General features: G+C 76.1%; 14 protein-coding genes. 11 read left to right on the forward strand and 3 right to left on the reverse strand.

The features are described from left to right. The first annotated feature begins 40 nt into the window (after window positions 1–40). The 7 genes from DEF28_RS13485 (at window position 41) to DEF28_RS13515 (ending at window position 8,966) form a co-directional block, all read left to right on the forward strand. Window positions 41–1,108 (forward strand): LacI family DNA-binding transcriptional regulator, encoded by a 1,068-nt coding sequence (locus tag DEF28_RS13485; protein ID WP_114398190.1) that lies wholly within the window; start codon window positions 41–43, stop codon window positions 1,106–1,108. 52 nt (window positions 1,109–1,160) lie between these two features. Then, window positions 1,161–2,789 (forward strand): FAD-dependent oxidoreductase, encoded by a 1,629-nt coding sequence (locus tag DEF28_RS13490; RefSeq protein WP_114398191.1) that lies wholly within the window; start codon window positions 1,161–1,163, stop codon window positions 2,787–2,789. Window positions 2,790–2,888: 99 nt separating this feature from the next. Further along, window positions 2,889–5,027, forward strand: a complete 2,139-nt coding sequence (locus DEF28_RS13495) for a hydantoinase/oxoprolinase family protein (RefSeq protein ID WP_114398192.1) — start codon at window positions 2,889–2,891, stop codon at window positions 5,025–5,027. Next, window positions 5,024–5,773, forward strand: a complete 750-nt coding sequence (locus DEF28_RS13500; protein ID WP_199493265.1) for a hypothetical protein — start codon at window positions 5,024–5,026, stop codon at window positions 5,771–5,773. The genes DEF28_RS13495 and DEF28_RS13500 overlap by 4 nt, the downstream gene beginning before the upstream one ends. Before the next feature lie 9 nt (window positions 5,774–5,782). Continuing rightward, on the forward strand, window positions 5,783–7,081 hold the full coding sequence (locus DEF28_RS13505; protein WP_114398193.1) for a TRAP transporter large permease subunit: 1,299 nt from the start codon (window positions 5,783–5,785) through the stop codon (window positions 7,079–7,081). 33 nt (window positions 7,082–7,114) lie between these two features. Further along, window positions 7,115–8,122: a glycoside hydrolase family protein gene (locus DEF28_RS28425; protein ID WP_114398194.1), complete on the forward strand. Its 1,008-nt coding sequence runs from the start codon at window positions 7,115–7,117 to the stop codon at window positions 8,120–8,122. A gap of 181 nt (window positions 8,123–8,303) precedes the next feature. Then, complete coding sequence (locus DEF28_RS13515) at window positions 8,304–8,966, forward strand: phosphoribosyltransferase (protein ID WP_114398195.1); 663 nt, start codon at window positions 8,304–8,306, stop codon at window positions 8,964–8,966. Window positions 8,967–9,439: 473 nt separating this feature from the next. Here DEF28_RS13515 and DEF28_RS13520 read toward each other — a convergent pair whose 3' ends face one another. Next, the gene (locus tag DEF28_RS13520; protein WP_114398203.1) at window positions 9,440–10,096 is read right to left on the reverse strand and encodes a dienelactone hydrolase family protein; all 657 of its coding nucleotides are present in this window, start codon (window positions 10,094–10,096) and stop codon (window positions 9,440–9,442) included. Between the two features lie 329 nt (window positions 10,097–10,425). On the opposite strand from DEF28_RS13520, the gene DEF28_RS13525 reads away from it, so the two are divergent. From DEF28_RS13525 to DEF28_RS13535, 3 genes are all read left to right on the forward strand, one after another. Further along, complete coding sequence (locus tag DEF28_RS13525) at window positions 10,426–10,911, forward strand: Hsp20/alpha crystallin family protein (RefSeq protein ID WP_114398196.1); 486 nt, start codon at window positions 10,426–10,428, stop codon at window positions 10,909–10,911. 547 nt (window positions 10,912–11,458) lie between these two features. After that, entirely contained in the window at window positions 11,459–12,658 is a 1,200-nt protein-coding gene (locus DEF28_RS13530; protein ID WP_114398197.1) for a cytochrome P450, read from the forward strand. Between the two features lie 67 nt (window positions 12,659–12,725). Then, complete coding sequence (locus DEF28_RS13535; RefSeq protein WP_114398198.1) at window positions 12,726–12,920, forward strand: ferredoxin; 195 nt, start codon at window positions 12,726–12,728, stop codon at window positions 12,918–12,920. 48 nt (window positions 12,921–12,968) lie between these two features. On the opposite strand, the gene DEF28_RS13540 is transcribed toward DEF28_RS13535, so the two are convergent. Further along, window positions 12,969–13,313, reverse strand: a complete 345-nt coding sequence (locus DEF28_RS13540) for a 2Fe-2S iron-sulfur cluster-binding protein (protein ID WP_114398199.1) — start codon at window positions 13,311–13,313, stop codon at window positions 12,969–12,971. A gap of 438 nt (window positions 13,314–13,751) precedes the next feature. Further along, window positions 13,752–14,693 (reverse strand): cation diffusion facilitator family transporter, encoded by a 942-nt coding sequence (locus DEF28_RS13545; RefSeq protein WP_114398200.1) that lies wholly within the window; start codon window positions 14,691–14,693, stop codon window positions 13,752–13,754. Between the two features lie 195 nt (window positions 14,694–14,888). Here DEF28_RS13545 and DEF28_RS13550 point away from each other — a divergent pair. Continuing rightward, a partial coding sequence (locus DEF28_RS13550; protein ID WP_147281063.1) for a helix-turn-helix transcriptional regulator occupies window positions 14,889–15,518 on the forward strand: 630 nt, incomplete at its 3' end.

Consider the following 15,518-nt stretch of genomic DNA (forward strand, 5'->3'; position numbering starts at 1 on the left):
ACAACCGCGGGCTAATACGTATTAGCGATAGGAGTCGCACATGGCCGACAAGCGACCCGCGAAGGTCCGGCGGGGGAGGCCGCGGCAGGCGGAGGTCGCTCGGCTGGCCGGGGTGTCGCAGACGACGGTGTCGCTCGTGCTCGGGGGCAACAAGCAGGGCATCGTGCTGCACCCCGACACCCGCGCCCGGGTGCTGGAGGCGGCACGGGAACTGGGCTACGTGCCCGACCCCGCCGCCCGCCGGCTGGCCGCGGCCCGCAACAACCTGCTCGGTGTCTTCAGCTTCACCGCGACGTTCCCGACCGCCGTGGAGCACTCCTACTACCCGTTCCTCGTCGGGGTCGAGCAGGAGGCCGCGGTCCGCGGCTACGACCTGGTGCTGTTCACCGGGTCCAGCTCCGGCGGCGCCCAGGCCGGCGCGCCCGGTGCGCTGGAGCGGGTGCGGCTCGCCGACGGGTGCCTGTTCCTCGGCCGCCACATCCCCGCCGACGAACTGCGCCGGCTGGTCGGGCACGGCTACCCGGCGGTGCACATCGGCCGCCGCGACGAGCTGGAGGGCCTGGCCTGGGTCGGCGCCGACTACGTCGACGCCAGCGCCGAGGTGGTGCGGCACCTCGCCGGGCTCGGCCACCGCCGCATCGTCCTGGTCCGCGAGGACGACGACGCGCCCGCCTCCACCGACCGCGAGCGCGGCTTCCGCGAAGCGCTCCGCCGCGGCGGCCTCGCCGGCGCGGATCCCGTGGTGCGGGCCGCGGACCCGGCCAGCGAGATCACCCCGGCCTGGCTGCGCGAGCGGCACGCCGAGGGCGTCACCGCGTTCGTCGCGGAGGAGACCGACACCGGCGCCGCCTGGCGGGCACTGCTGGCGGCCGTCGAGGGCGCGGGGCTCGACGTTCCCGCGGACGTCTCCCTGGCGCTGCTCGGCTCGCCGCCCGCCGACCTCGCGGGACGGCCCCGTCCCACGGGCTTCGACATCCCCCGGGCCGAGCTCGGCGCCGCCGCCGTTCGCGCACTGACGGCCCTGCTCACCGAGGGCGAGGCCGAGTCACCGCTGGTGGCCTGCGCCTTCCGGCCCGGGAGCACGACGGGTCCGGCCCCCGCCAGGTGACCCGGCCCCCGATTCCCACCAGAACGAGCAACGAGCAAGGAGCGCGCACCACATGCCGACCCCCATCGCCACCCCGGCCGAGACCGACGTCCTCATCGTGGGCGGCGGCCTCGGCGGCGTGGCCGCCGCCCTCGCGGTCTGCCGGGCCGGGCGCACCGCCGTCCTGACCGAGGAGACCGACTGGATCGGCGGCCAGCTCACCGCCCAGGCCGTGCCGCCGGACGAGCACCCCTGGGTGGAGCAGTTCGGCGTCACCGCCAGCTACCGGGCGCTGCGTGCGGCGATACGCGAGCACTACCGCCGCTGGTACCCGCTGCGCGCCGAGGCCCTCGGCTTGGCGCAGCTCAACCCCGGTGCCGGCCGGGTCAGCAAGCTCTGCCACGAGCCGCGGGTGGCGCTCGCGGTGCTGGAGTCGATGCTCGCCCCGCACCGCGCCGCCGGCCGCCTCACCATGCTCACCGAGCACCGCCCCGTCGCCGCCGAGGCCGACGGCGACACCGTGCGCGCCGTCACCGTCGAGGACGTCCGCGACGGCGCCCGCCACACCATCACGGCTCCGTACGTCATCGACGCCACCGAGACCGGGGAGCTGCTGGAGCTCGCCGGCGTCGAGTACGCGCTCGGAGCCGAGGCCCGCGCCGAGTACGGCGAGCCGCACGCCCCCGAGACCGCCGACCCGCTCAACCAGCAGGGCATCACCGTCTGCTTCGCCCTCTCCCACCACGAGGGCCAGGACCACACCATCGACCGCCCGGCCGGCTACGGCTTCTGGCGCTCCTACCGCCCCGACTTCTGGCCCGGGCCGCTGCTCGGCTTCCTCGCCCCCGACCCGCGCACGCTCGCCCCCGTCACGCGCACCTTCGCCCCCAACCCCGACGTCGACCCGCTCGACGTCACCGCCGACCAGAGCGCGGACGCCGGCGACAAGGAGCTGTGGGGCTTCCGCCGCATCCTCGCCCGGAGGCTGCACCGCCCCGGCGCCTTCGACTCCGACATCACCCTCGTCAACTGGCCGCTCAACGACTACTGGCTCAAGCCGCTGGTCGGCGCCGGTGAGGAGACCTCCCGGCAGGCGCTCGCCGGGGCCCGGGAACTGTCGCTGTCCGTCCTGTACTGGCTGCAGACCGAGGCCCCCCGCCCCGACGGCGGCACCGGCTTCCCCGGCCTGAAGCTCCGCCCCGACGTCACCGGCACCGCCGACGGCCTCGCCAAGTCCGCCTACGTGCGCGAGTCCCGCCGCATCAGGGCCGTCACCACCGTCACCGAGCTCGACGTCGCCATCGACGTCGTGGGCGCCTACGGCGGCACCCGGCACCGCGACTCCGTCGGCGTCGGCGGCTACCGCATCGACCTGCACCCCTCCACCGGAGGCGACAACTACATCGACATCGGCTCGGTGCCCTTCGAGATCCCGCTCGGCGCGCTCGTGCCGCGCCGGGTCCGCAACCTGCTGCCCGCCGGCAAGAACATCGGCACCACGCACATCACCAACGGCTGCTACCGCCTGCACCCCGTGGAGTGGAACGTGGGCGAGGCCGCCGGCGCGCTCGCCGCGCACTGCCTCGCCGAAGGCGTCCAGCCGCACCAGGTGCAGGAGGAGGACAAGAGGTTCGAGGAGTTCGCCCGCGTGCTCGACCGGGCCGGCGTGCAGCGCCACTGGCCCGACGTCCGCGGCTACTAGCCCCCGCCGCCCGGGCGGGACGGCTCGCACCCGTCCCGCCCGGTACACCCCCCGCGCCCTCCGCTCGACCCGCGTACGACACAAGGAGGTGTTCCCATCATGGCCCCGCACCGCATCCGCGTCGGAATCGACGTGGGTGGGACCTTCACCGACGCCGTGGCGATCGACTCCGCCACGCTGGAGCTCGTCGCCCAGGTGAAGGTCCCGACCAGCCACCACCACGCCGACGGCGTCGCGCACGGCATCGTGGAGGCGCTGGAGCGCCTGCTCAAGGACGTCGGCGCCGCCCCGGACGACGTCGCGTTCCTCGCCCACGGCACCACCCAGGCCACCAACGCCCTGCTCGAAGGCGACGTGGCACCTGTCGGGCTCATCGGCATCGGCACCGGCCCCGGCTCCCTGCCCACCAGGCGCCTCGCCGGACTCGCGAACCTCGAACTCACCCCCGGCAAGCGGCTCCCGCTGCGCTACGCGCACGTCGCGGACCCCCGCGATGCGGCGGCCGTGCGCGCCGCCGTCGAGCAGGTCACCGCCGCCGGGGCGGAGGTGCTGGTGGCCAGCGAGCCGTTCAGCGTCGACCTGCCGGACGGCGAGGAGGCGGTGCTGGCGGCGGCCCGCCCCTACGGGCTGCCGATGACCGCCGCGCACGAGATCACCTCGCTGTACGGGCTGCGCAAGCGCACCCGCACCGCCGTCGTCAACGCCGCGATCCTGCCGAAGATGCTCGCCACCGCCGACCTGGTGGACTCCAGCATCGCGGCGGCCGGGGTGACGGCGCCGCTGATGGTGATGCGCTGCGACGGCGGCGTGATGTCGCTGGCCGAGATGCGCCGGCGGCCGCTGCTCACCGTGCTGTCGGGACCCGCCGCCGGGGTGGCGGGGGCGCTGATGCGGGAGCGGGTCAGCGAGGGCGTCTTCCTGGAGACCGGCGGCACGTCCACCGACATCAGCGTCATCCGCCGCGGCAAGGTCGCCGTCCGGCACGCCACCATCCTCGGCAAGTCCTCGTACCTCTCCGCGCTGGACGTCCGCACGGTCGGCGTCGGCGGCGGCTCGATGGTGCGGATCGGCGGCGGGCAGCGGCCGGCCGTGCACGCCGTCGGGCCGCGCAGCGCGCACATCGCCGGCCTGCCCTACGCCTGCTACGCCGACCCGGCGGACCTGCGCGGCGCGAAGCTCACCACCGTGAGCCCGCTCGACGGCGACCCGGGCGACCACGCGGTCCTCGACGCCGCCGGAGGCCGCTTCGCGATCACCATGACCTGCGCGGCCAACGCGCTCGGCCGGGTGCCGGAGGGCGACTTCGCGGCCTGCGACCCGGCGGTCGCCCGGGCCGCGCTGGCGCCGCTGGCGCAGGCGCTGGGAACGGATGTCGCGGGCGCGGCCCGCCAGATCCTCGACGCCGGAGTGAAGCAGGTCCGCGAGGTGGTGGACGCGATGATCCGCGACTACCGCCTCGACCGCGACACCGCCGTCCTCGTCGGCGGCGGAGGGGGCGCCGCCGCCGTCACCCCGCATCTGGCCGCGGCCACCGGCCTCACCGGCCGGATCGCCGCGCACAGCGAGGTCATCAGCCCCATCGGTGTCGCTCTCGCGCTGGTGCGCGAGCAGGTCGAGCGGATCATCCCGGGCGCGACCCAGGAGCAGATCCTCGGCGTCCGCGCCGAGGCCGAGGCCGCGGTCGTCGCGCAGGGCGCCGCACCCGCGGCGGTGGAGGTCGAGGTCACCGTGGACCCGCAGACCAACACCGTACGGGCCGTCGCCACGGGAGCCACCGAACTGCGCACCCAGGACCGCGCCCACCGGGCCGACGACCACGAGCGCCTCTCCGCGGCGGCGGCCAGCCTCGGAGCCGACCCGTCGGCGGTCGAGATCCTCGCCACCACCCCCGCCCACACCGTCTACGGCACCGAGCGCCGCCGCCGCTTCCGCAGGCCCCGCCACCCCGTCCGGGTCCTCGACGCCGACGGCGTGGTCCGCCTCCACGCCGCCGACGCCCGCATCGCGGCCACCACCGTGGGGGAGGCCCCGGAACTGCTCACCCAGTTGATCCGCGAGTCCACCACCTACGGTGACGGCGGCGTCCGCGCCCCGGCCCTGCGGCTGCTGCTCGGCACCCGCATAGCCGACCTCTCCGGCGTTCTCGACGCGGAGCCGCTGCTGGCGCTGGCCCGCAGCGAACTGCGCTCCCGCGCGGCGGACGAGCCGGTGGTCGCGGTCCTGGAGGCCCGCTCATGACGGCCGGGACGAGGGGTGCCCCACCCCCGGCCACCGCCGCGGCCGCACGCGAGGGCGGCCAGGCGCGACCGGGCACGGCCGGCGCGGCCGGGCCCGGCGCCCCCGGCGTCCTCGACCGCCTCACCCCCGCCCGCCGCGCCGCGCTGCGCGCGGAGTGCGCCCGGCTGGCGGACCTGGACGACGCGGAGTTCGGTGTCCGGCTGCTGGCCGCCACCCCGACGCACGAGGGCCGCGACCCCGCGCTGCTCCGCCGCTGGGCGGAGGCGGCGGCCGCGTTCGGCGTCGGGCTCGCCGCGGACCGCGGCACGCACGGGCCCGCCGCACGGGTCGTGGAACGCGACGGCGGCCTGGAGCAGCTGCTGCTCGCCCGCTACGTCTCCCGCCCCGCCCCCGCCGTCGAGCTGTTCACCGACACCCTCGCCCTGGGTGAGGAACTCGCCGACCTGCTCGGCTGGCGGGCGTGGTTCCCTCCCGGGGCCCTGCGCGCGGCGGCCGTCGCCCACGAGGAGGCGCACTGCCTGCTGCACCGCGACCCCGCCCTCCGCCGCGCCCTGCGCGGCAGGACCGGGCACACCGCGCTGCGCCTCGGCCGGTTCCGGATCGCCGGACACGTCGCCGGGGCGGACGAACTCACCGCGCACGGCTACGCCGGCGCCCGCTGCGGCCTCGGCCGCAGCCCCCTACTGCTCACCGCCGCGCTCGCGAGCGCGGCCGGTGCCCTCGAAGAGGCCCGCGGACAGGACTGAGGCGCCGTCATGGGAATCGTGATTCTGCTGCTCATGCTCGTGGGCGTCGGGCTGATGCTCGCCCGCAAGCTGCCCACCGCCTTCGCGCTCGTGCTGCTCGCCGTGGCCATCGCGGTCGTCGTCGGCGCCCCGCTCACCGGCGAGAACAGCATCGTCGACACCGTCCTCCAGGAGGGCGCGGTGGCGCTGGCCGCCACCATGCTCGCCGTACTCATCGGCTCCTGGCTCGGCAAGCTGATGGAGGAGACCGGCATCGCCGGCACCCTCGTCCGCAAGATCGTCGAGTTCGGCGGCGACCGCCCCACCGTGGTCGCGCTCGGCGTGCTCGCGGTGTCCGCGCTCATCGGCACCGTCACCGGGTCCGCGCCCGCCGCGATGATGGCGGGCATCATCGGCATCCCCGCCATGGTCGCGGTCGGAGTGCCCAAGACCACCGCGGCCGGCACCATCCTCATGGGCATCGCCGCCGGCATACCGTTCGAACTCCCGGTCTGGCAGTTCTTCTCCACCGCGCTGGACCTGCCCATCGACACGGTGCGGGGCTTCATGCTGCGGCTGTTCCCCTTCGCCGCCGTCTTCGCGATCCTGTTCGTCCTCGTCGAGACCCGCCGCAGGGGCGTCGAGCACGCCTGGTCGCTGGCCTCGATGAGCGAGCGGTCCGCGGGCGGGGACCGGCGGCGCGGCCGCGCCCGGCAGCTGGGCGACGCGCCGTGGTACGCGCTCTTCGCCCCCGCCGTGCCCCTGGTGCTGGCGCTCGGCTTCGGCCTGGCCATCATCCCGTCGATGCTGGCCGGCGTGCTCTACACGCTGGTGACCACGACCCGGCCGCGGGAGATGAACAAGCGGCTGCTGCGCACGCTCTACGCCGGCTTCGAGGTCGCCGCCCCGCCCATCGCGCTCTTCGTCGCGATCGGCATCCTGCTGGCCGCGGTCCAGCTGCCCGGCGCCGTCGCCGCGCTCAACCCGCTCGTCACGGCGCTCAGCCCGTCGCACCCCGTCGTCTTCGTCCTGGTCTTCACGCTGCTGACGCCGCTGTGCCTGTACCGGGGGCCGCTCAACGTCTACGGCCTCGGCGCCGGCATCGCCGGGGTGCTGATCTCCGCCGGCGTCTACCCGGCCGTCGCCGTACTCGGCCTCACCGCCTCCTACAACCAGGTCTTCGGTGTCGCCGACCCGACCAGCACCCAGACCGTGTGGGCGGCGCAGTACTCCGGGGTCAGCCCGCAGCAGGTGATGCTGCGCACGCTGCCGTACGTGTGGTGCGTCGCGCTCGGCGGGCTGATCGTCACCGCCGCCACCCAGCTCTGACCCCGTCCCCCGTCCACGAAGGAGCCGTACGCCATGGAATTCGACCGCCGCCGCTTCCTGCACATCGCCACCGGCGCCACCGCCGCCAGCGCGGGCGGCGTCCTGTTCGCCGTCGGCGAGCCGGGCGCGGCCCCCGCGCTCGCCGCCCCGGGGGGCTTCCCGGACTACCGCTACGTGGGCACCCTGCTGACCCCCGGCCGGCTCGCGTACAACCCCACCGACGAGATCATCTTCCCCTGCGTGCGCGGCGTCTACGACCGGCTGTCCACCCGGCTCGGCCGCTACTACCTCTACTACGCCCCGCACGACGCCCCCGGCGGCATCTGCCTCGCCTACGGCGACTCGCTGGAGGGCCCGTTCACCGAGTACCCGGGCAACCCGATCGTCGGGAGGACGTGGTCGCCGCACTACAGCGTCAGCCACGTCTCCTCCCCGCACGTGATGTGGAACGAGGAGCACCGCGAGATGTGGCTGTACTTCCACGGCGAGAACAACACGACCCGGCTCGCCCGGTCCAAGGACGGCATCCACTTCACCTACGACCGGGTCGTGCTGACCACCGCGATGCTGCCGCGGGGCACCACCGAGACCTCCTACGCACGTGTCTTCCGGCACGACCTGCCGGCCCGCGGTGCCCGCTACATCATGGTGTTCATGCGCAACAGCACCGCCAACCACCGCGACATCGGCTGGGGCTGGTCGGCGGACGGCCGCATCTGGGAGTTCGCCTCCCAGCCGCTGATCGACCACGCCGACGTCGGGGCGAACAACGTCTCCGGGCCGCACCTGCTGAAGCGGGACGGCCGCACCTTCGTCGTCTACCACACCGACAAGGGGAGCGGTGGCAACATCCTCATCACCGAGGTCGGCGCCGACTTCTCCCGCCGCGACCACCTGGGCGTCTTCTACGACTCCCGGTCGGCGGCGCCGGAGAACGGCCGCGCCGCCGCGCCGTGCTTCGGCACCGACCGCGGTGTGCCCTACATGCTCTACGAGGCCGGGGAGCGGCTCTCCGGCGCCATCGCCGTCGCCCGCGGCTGAGGCCGACGCGGCCGCGAGGGCCGGCGCAGCCGGCGACGTGGCCGGGCATCCCCATGGCCGGCCGCCAGGGGTGCCCGGCCGCCCGCCCGCGCCTTCCGGGGCACGACGGGCGGCCGCCCTCCCGCCCGTTCCCAGGCACGGGAGCGGGTGAGGACGGCGCCGCACCGGGTAGCGGAGCGCCATGAGGGGATTCCGTGATCGGACGCGGGCCGGGGAGCTGCTGGCCGAACGGCTGACCGGGCTGGGCCTGGCCCGGCCCTACGTGCTGGCGCTGCCGCGCGGCGGCGTCCAGGTGGCGGTCCCGGTGGCGCGGGCGCTGTCCGCGCCGCTGGACGTGCTGGTGGTCCGCAAGATCGGCGCGCCGGACAACCCGGAGCTGGGGATCGGTGCCGTCACCGCGCACGGGCCGGTCCTGCTCGACGACGGCCGGATCAGCCGGCTCGGGATCGACCAGCGGGCCGTCGTGCGGGCCGTCGAGCGCGAACGCGCCGAGGCGCGCCGCCGGCTGCTGATCTACCGCGAGGGCCGCCGTGCGCCGGAGGTCGGCGGCCGGGACGTCATCGTCGTGGACGACGGCCTGGCCACCGGGGTCACCGCCCGGGCCGCGCTCCGCGACCTGGCCGCGCGCGACCCGGCGTCCACGCGGCTCGCCGTTCCGGTGGGGTCGGCGACCGCCGTGGCCGGAGTGCGCCGCGGCGGCGACTGCGACGAGGTGGTCTGCCTGCTGGAACCGGTCGACTTCCACGCCGTCGGCCTGTGGTACGAGGACTTTCCGCAGCTCAGCGACGACGAGGTGGTGCTCGCCCTGCACGAGGCCAGCGGCGGCTCGGTGCGCGGCCGCTGACGCCGCGTCAGCGGCTGACGGCCGCTCGCGGTGCAGGCCGGCAACCGCGAGCACCCGGGTGGCGCGGCGGCCTGTCGCCGCCGCGGACGGCGGGCCGACCCCGCGCCGCCCCTGGGGCCGGGACTGCCCGCTCCGGCTCAGTCGCAGCCCGGGTGCCGGGTTGTTGTTCCGGTCCCCGGCGCCCGGACCGGCCCGCCCGCAGGCTGGCCGGTCCGACACGCCACCCGCTCCGGGAACCGAGCCCGGGGCACGGCAGCGCCGGGAGGGCGCGGAGGCCGGTACCGGTACCGGCCTGCCCGGCCGGTCCTTGGCAGCGCGGTTCGTACGGGGACATCCACTGGCCCGCCCGTGATGGGACGCGAGGGGACGTCCGACCGGCCGCCACCGCCCCCGGCCGCCGAGGGCGGTGGCCGCTCACCCCACCGCCCCGCCGGCCGGCCGCCAGGTGGAGCGGTGGAGCGGTGGCGTGGAGGTCAGGCGCCGGGCTCGCGCAGGTACCGCTCGAACCAGCCCGCCGCGGTGTCCGCGACCTCGGCCAGCGCGCCCGGCTCCTCGAACAGGTGCGTCGCGCCGGGGACCACGTGCAGCCGCGTCACGCAGTGCATGCGGCGGGTCGCGGTGTCGTTGAGGGCGAGGACGTCGTCGTCGGCGCCACCGACGATCAGCAGCACGGGTGCCGTGACCTGCTCCAGCGCGGGCCCCGCGAGATCGGGGCGCCCGCCGCGCGAGACGACCGCCGCGACCTGGCGGGGCAGCGCCGCCGCGGTGCCGAGCGCGGCGGCCGCGCCCGTGCTCGCGCCGAACAGGCCGACCGGCAGGTCGCGCACGTCGTCGCGCCCCGCCAGCCAGGACACCGCGCCGGTGAGCCGCTCGGTGAGCAGCGGGATGTCGAAGCGCAACCGGGCGCTCTCCCGGTCCTCGACCTCCTCATCGGCGGTCAGCAGGTCGAACAGCAGCGTCGCGAACCGGGCGGAGTTCAGCGCCTGGGCCACGGCGCGGTTGCGCGGGCTGTGCCGGGAGCTGCCGCTCCCGTGGGCGAAGACGATGACACCGCGCGCCTCCGGGAACAGCGTGAGGTCGCCGTTCAGCCACGCCCCCGCGGTCTCCATCCGCACGTCCAGAACCGTCACGGCCGCTCCCCGCACGGGCTGGCCTTCCGGTGCGTCCACGCGCGCATCGCGGCCCTCCTCCTCGACTCCGGTCGGCGCACCGCCGACGGAGGGAGGCGACTACCCGGGCTTCCCGCCTTCATGCGCCCGCGTTCCCGCCGCTGCGCTCCGCCCGGCGCGCTGAGCGGGGCGCCCGCGTGCCCCCCGGGGCGGCCGAGCACCGGGGAGGACTCCGCGAAGCGGTGGCCGAGCGGCCGCATAGCCTCCGGGGACGCGTGGTAGGGGCTGAGGAAGCAGGGGCGCACCGGCCGCAGTGCCCGGTGCGACACACGGGGGAGAGGGGAACCGCAATGGTGCTGCCAGTACGCCGCGGCCGGGCCGTGCCGGCCCAGTGGACGCCGTTCAGCGAGTTCGAGGAGCTCTACGATCGCATGGGGCGGCTGCTCGACGTCACCTTCGGCGAGGGCGTCCGGGGGGACGTCTGGACTCCGCTGGCGGACGTCTCGGAAACGGAGGAGGGCTACGTCGTCGAGGCCGAGGTCCCCGGCATGAGCAGGGACGACATCGACATCCGCCTCGACGGCAACGAACTGATCATCAGCGGCGAGACCCGGGAGGCCGGCGAGCCGCAGGAGCACAGGGGCAGGCGCGTGCGGCAGCGCACCCGCCGGTACGGGCGCTTCGAGTACCGCACCACCCTGCCCAGCGACATCGACGCCGACCGGGTGGACGCCAGGCTCGACAACGGGGTGCTGACCGTGTCGATCGCCCGCAGCGACCGGGCGCGGCCGCGCCAGATCGCCATCAGCGGCGGGGGCGAGCAGGAACGGCGGTAGCGCCGCCTGAGCCGGGCGGCCGCCGCCGGGTGGGCCGGGGCGGGGCCGTCGCGCCCGCGCGGTGGCCCCCTCCGGGTGGCGTGATGAGGGGCGGCCGCCCCGACCGGGGGCTTCGGTACGGCGATGCGGTGGTGCCCATCCGCCTGTACCGGCAAGCCGCCGCCGGACACGGGGCCGCGGAGGCCGGGTCGGCGTCCGGCGGGGCGGGCCCGCGGCGCTCCCGCCGCGCTCGACGCCGCCGGAACCTCCTGGTGCTCCGGCTCCCGGCGGGGCACCGCCAGGAGGTTCCGGACCGGCGTCCGACGCCTGTCGGCGCGGGACGGAGACCGGCTGCCGGCGACGGCGCCCGGAACGGCCCGGACAGCGGGCCTCCCCGGGCCGCTCGGGGGAGGCGGCGCGTCCGGGCCGAGCGGCTCCGCCACCGCGAGCACCTCCGGCACCGAGGCGGCCCGCCCCGGCCAGCCCTGGTCCACGCGGCCGCGGGCTCCCGGAGACGTCACCGGCGCGGTGGCCGGCCGGCCACCCCGCATCGTGAGAGGGGCGAGAGATGCCCGAGACGCGACCCGTACCGCTGCCCTACCGCCGGGAGAGGTCCTGGCCGTTCGCCCCTGCCGCCGAGCTCGTCCGCCTGCGTTCCGAGGAGCCGCTCAGCCGGATCCCGATGCCCATCCCGGCCGACCCCGACCTGCGCGTCTGGCTCGCCACCCGCTACAGCGACGTGCGCGGGATCATGGCCGACCCCCGGTTCAGCAACGCGCCCGGCCCCGACGAGCCGCGGACCCGGACACGGTCGGCTACACCGCCGTCGCTCCTGGGGGTGGACCCGCCGGAGCACACCCGGCTGCGCCGCCCCCTCACCCGGGAGTTCACCGTACGCGGCGTCAACGCCATGCGGACGCGGATCGAGGAGATCGTGGCGGATCGCCTGGCCGCCATGGAGCGGGCCGGGCCGCCCGCCGACCTCCTCCGCGACTTCGCGCTCCCGGTCCCGGTGCTGGTGATCTGCGAGCTGCTGGGCGTGCCCTACCGCGACCGCGGTGACTTCCGGCGGCGCAGCGACACACTGCTGGACCACTCCCTCGGACAGGAGGAGCGCGCCCGGGCCGCCGAGGAGACGGCCGCCTACATGCGCGCGCTCGTCCAGCGGCACCGCGCCGATCCGGGGCCGGAGCTGCTGGGACGGCTGGTGCGCGAGCACGGTGCCGTCCTGACCGACGCCGACCTCGTGGGGCTCGGCAGCCTCCTGCTGGTCGGCGGGCACGAGACCACGGCGAACATGCTGGCGCTCGGGACACTGCTGCTGCTCCGCAGTCCGGACCAGCTGGCCGTGGTACGTGACGACCCCGACGCCGTCGCGCCCGCGGTGGAGGAACTGCTGCGGTACCTGTCGATCGTGCACTTCGGGGTGATCCGCCGCGCCACCGAGGACGTCACCGTGGCCGGACGGCTGGTCCGCGCCGGCGAACTCGTGGTCTGCTCGCTGCCGTCGGCGAACCGGGACCGCGACCTGCTCCCCGACCAGCCGGACCGGCTCGACGTCACCCGGCGTCCGGTACCGCACGTGGCCTTCGGGCACGGCGTGCACCAGTGCGTGGGGCAGCAGCTCGCCCGGGCGGAGCTGCGCATCGCCCTCCCGGCGCTGCTGCGCCGCTTCCCGGACCTGCGGCTGGACGTCCCCTTCGAGCGGATCCGGTACCGCGATCACGCGCTCGTGTACGGGGTGGTGTCGCTGCCTGTCCGCTGGTGAGCGCACGGGAGGGTTCGCCCGGTGGGGCGCCCGGCGGCCCCGGCGGGAGCTCGGCCGAGGAGGAGCCATGAGGGTTGTTGTGGACCGGACCAGGTGCATCGGCAGCGGGCAGTGCGTGATGACCGACCCGGAGGTCTTCGACCAGGACGAGGACGAGGGCCTGGTGGTGCTCAGGACACCGGAGCCCCCGGAGTCCGCGCGCGAGCGGATGCGCGCCGCCGTCGCCCTGTGCCCGTCGGCCGCGATCCGGCTGGAGGAGTAGCGGCCCCGGCCCCGCCGGGTCCGGGCGGCCCCGGCGGCGCGGTGGTGCTCAGCGCGGGGCGGTGTCCGGTGCCGGCGGGGCCGCCGCGGGCGGGGGCGGACCCGGCCGGCCCTCGGGGCCCGGGGGTGCGAGCGTGACGGAGGCGTCGTCCATCACGGCGGCCAGAGTGGTGCACGCGGCGATTCGCCGGCCCTCGGCGAACACCGGGCAGCCGCCGCAGCGGCCGTCGGCGCAGGCCCGGACGAGGTCGGGACGGCCCGCGACCTCGCGGACGGTGTCGAGCAGCGTCATGTGCGGCTCGATCCGGACGGTGTGGCGGACACCGTCGATGCGGAGCTGGATCGTCACGGGGGCGTCGGCGGTACCACCGCGGTCCTGACCGTCCTTGAGCACTCGGGACCTCCGAAGGATGTCGCGGGCCCGGCCGCGAGGGCGGCGCCGTGCGCCACGGGACCGGGTCCGTTCCGAAAACCGGGGCAGGACCCCGCCAGGTGCGGCGCGTTCCGCCCGCCGGTGCCGGCCCGGCCGCCCGCCGCGCTCACCGTCCCCCCGCCGCGCGGGCGGTGTACGGAAGCACCCTCCGATTCCGGCCCGGCCGCCCGCGACGGCGTGCGCCCCGGAGCCGGGGAGCGGGCAGCGGCAAGTCTAGGCGGCGGGCCCGCCGCCGCCCGCGAACCGCCGCGGCGGCCGCGTGTCGGCACGTGCGGCGGAGGGGCGCCGGCCTGCGCAGCCGGCCGGGACCGGGCCGGAGCCGGACCGGGGCGGCGCCGGGCCAGGGCGGCCCCGGGGGCGGGACCGCGGCGGGAACCCACCGGCCGGAGCCCTGCGTCCTCAGCTGCCGGCCGCGTCCGCCTTTCGGCCGCTGTGCCAGATGTCGGGTTCGAGGTAGATGAGCCGGGCGATGGGCACGGCCGTCCGGATCCGGCTCTCGGCGGCGTTGATGGCCGCGGCGACCTCGGCGGCGCTGTCGCCGCGGTCGATGGCGATCTTGGCCGCCACCAGCAGCTCGTCCGGCCCGAGGTGCAGGGTCCGCATGTGGATGAGCGCGTTGCCGTCCGGACCCTGGGTGATCGCGCGCTCGATCAGCCGGATGTGCTCCTCGCTGGCGGACTCGCCGATGAGCAGGCTCTTCATCTCCACCGCGAGCAGCGCCGCGATGGCCACGAGCAGCACGCCGATCGCCCCGGTGCCGAGGCCGTCCCAGACACCGTTGCCGGTGGCGAGCGTCAGGCCGACGCCGGCGAGCGCGAACACCAGGCCGAGCAGCGCGCCGGTGTCCTCCAGCAGGATCACGGGGAGCTCCGGCGACTTCGACCTGCGGACGAACCGCCACCAGCTCGCCCGGCCGCGCGTCGCCCCGGCCTCCTTGACCGCGGTGCGCAGTGCCGTCGACTCCAGCACGATCGCCACCAGCAGCACCGCCACGGGCACCCACCGCCACTGCTCGATCGGGTGCGGGTCGCTGATCTTGTGCCACGCCTCGTACAGGGCGAACAGCCCGCCCACGCTGAACAGCACGATCGACACGACGAACGCGTAGACGTAGCGTTCCCGCCCGTAGCCGAACGGGTGCTCGGGGGTGGCCCGGCGCCGGGCGCGCCGTCCGCCGACCAGCAGCAGCAGCTGGTTGCCGGAGTCGGCCACCGAGTGGATCGACTCCGCCAGCATGGACGAGGAGCCGGTCAGCAGGTAGGCCACGAACTTCGTGGCGGCGATCCCCAGATTGGCGCCCAGCGCCGTGACGACGGCCCGCGTGCTGCCCTCCGTGCTCACTGGCGTTCCTCTCCCTCCGCGTGCACAGCTCCGCGCCCGGTCCGCGCGGGCCTCCCGGTGGACTCCGGCCCGGCCGGCCGACGGTCGGGCGTACTCTCTACCGTTCTACTCCGCACGCGAACCCGCGCTCCGCGCCGGCCCTCTCCCGGCGATCGCGGTCGGGCGCCGTCCGCGATCGGTGGCAGACTTCGGACCATGCTGGAGACCTCGGCCCGACTGCTGCGGCTGCTGTCGCTGCTGCAGACCCACCGGGACTGGACCGGAGCGGAGCTGGCCGACCGCCTCGGGATCACCACGCGGACCGTCCGCCGCGACGTGGAGAAGCTGCGCACCCTCGGCTACCCGGTGCACGCCGCCCCCGGGGTGGCCGGCGGCTACCGGCTCGGCGCGGGCGCCGCGCTACCGCCGCTGCTGCTCGACGACGACGAGGCGGTGGCGGTCGCTGTCGGGCTGCGCACGGCGGCCGGCGGCACGGTGGCCGGGATCGAGGAGTCCTCCGTGCGCGCCCTCGCCAAACTGGAGCAGGTCCTTCCCTCCCGCCTGCGCCACCGCGTCACCACGCTGCACGCGGTCACCGTCGCGGTGCCCGACAGCGGCGCCGCCGTCGCGCCCGACGTCCTCACCGCCATCGCCGCCGCCTGCCGGGCGCACGAACGGCTGCGGTTCGACTACCGCGACCACGCGGGGCAGCCGAGCGTCCGCGACGTCGAACCGCACCGCCTCGTGCACACCGGCCGGCGCTGGTACCTCGTCGCCTGGGACACCGGCCGCGGGGACTGGCGCACCTACCGCGTCGACCGCGTCAGCCCGCGCACCCCCACCGGC

Source organism: Marinitenerispora sediminis (genome assembly GCF_003336425.1).
Taxonomy (GTDB): Bacteria; Actinomycetota; Actinomycetes; order Streptosporangiales; family Streptosporangiaceae; genus Marinitenerispora; species Marinitenerispora sediminis.

Bases quoted from the DNA above. Each gene is read 5' to 3' on its own strand.
- DEF28_RS13505 (WP_114398193.1), top strand. From the start codon at position 5,783: ATGGGAATCGTGATTCTGCTGCTCATGCTCGTGGGCGTCGGGCTGATG.
- DEF28_RS13530 (WP_114398197.1), top strand. From the start codon at position 11,459: ATGCCCGAGACGCGACCCGTACCGCTGCCCTACCGCCGGGAGAGGTCC.
- DEF28_RS13525 (WP_114398196.1), top strand. From the start codon at position 10,426: ATGGTGCTGCCAGTACGCCGCGGCCGGGCCGTGCCGGCCCAGTGGACG.
- DEF28_RS13495 (WP_114398192.1), top strand. From the start codon at position 2,889: ATGGCCCCGCACCGCATCCGCGTCGGAATCGACGTGGGTGGGACCTTC.
- DEF28_RS13490 (WP_114398191.1), top strand. From the start codon at position 1,161: ATGCCGACCCCCATCGCCACCCCGGCCGAGACCGACGTCCTCATCGTG.
- DEF28_RS13485 (WP_114398190.1), top strand. From the start codon at position 41: ATGGCCGACAAGCGACCCGCGAAGGTCCGGCGGGGGAGGCCGCGGCAG.
- DEF28_RS28425 (WP_114398194.1), top strand. From the start codon at position 7,115: ATGGAATTCGACCGCCGCCGCTTCCTGCACATCGCCACCGGCGCCACC.
- DEF28_RS13500 (WP_199493265.1), top strand. From the start codon at position 5,024: ATGACGGCCGGGACGAGGGGTGCCCCACCCCCGGCCACCGCCGCGGCC.
- DEF28_RS13535 (WP_114398198.1), top strand. From the start codon at position 12,726: ATGAGGGTTGTTGTGGACCGGACCAGGTGCATCGGCAGCGGGCAGTGC.
- DEF28_RS13515 (WP_114398195.1), top strand. From the start codon at position 8,304: ATGAGGGGATTCCGTGATCGGACGCGGGCCGGGGAGCTGCTGGCCGAA.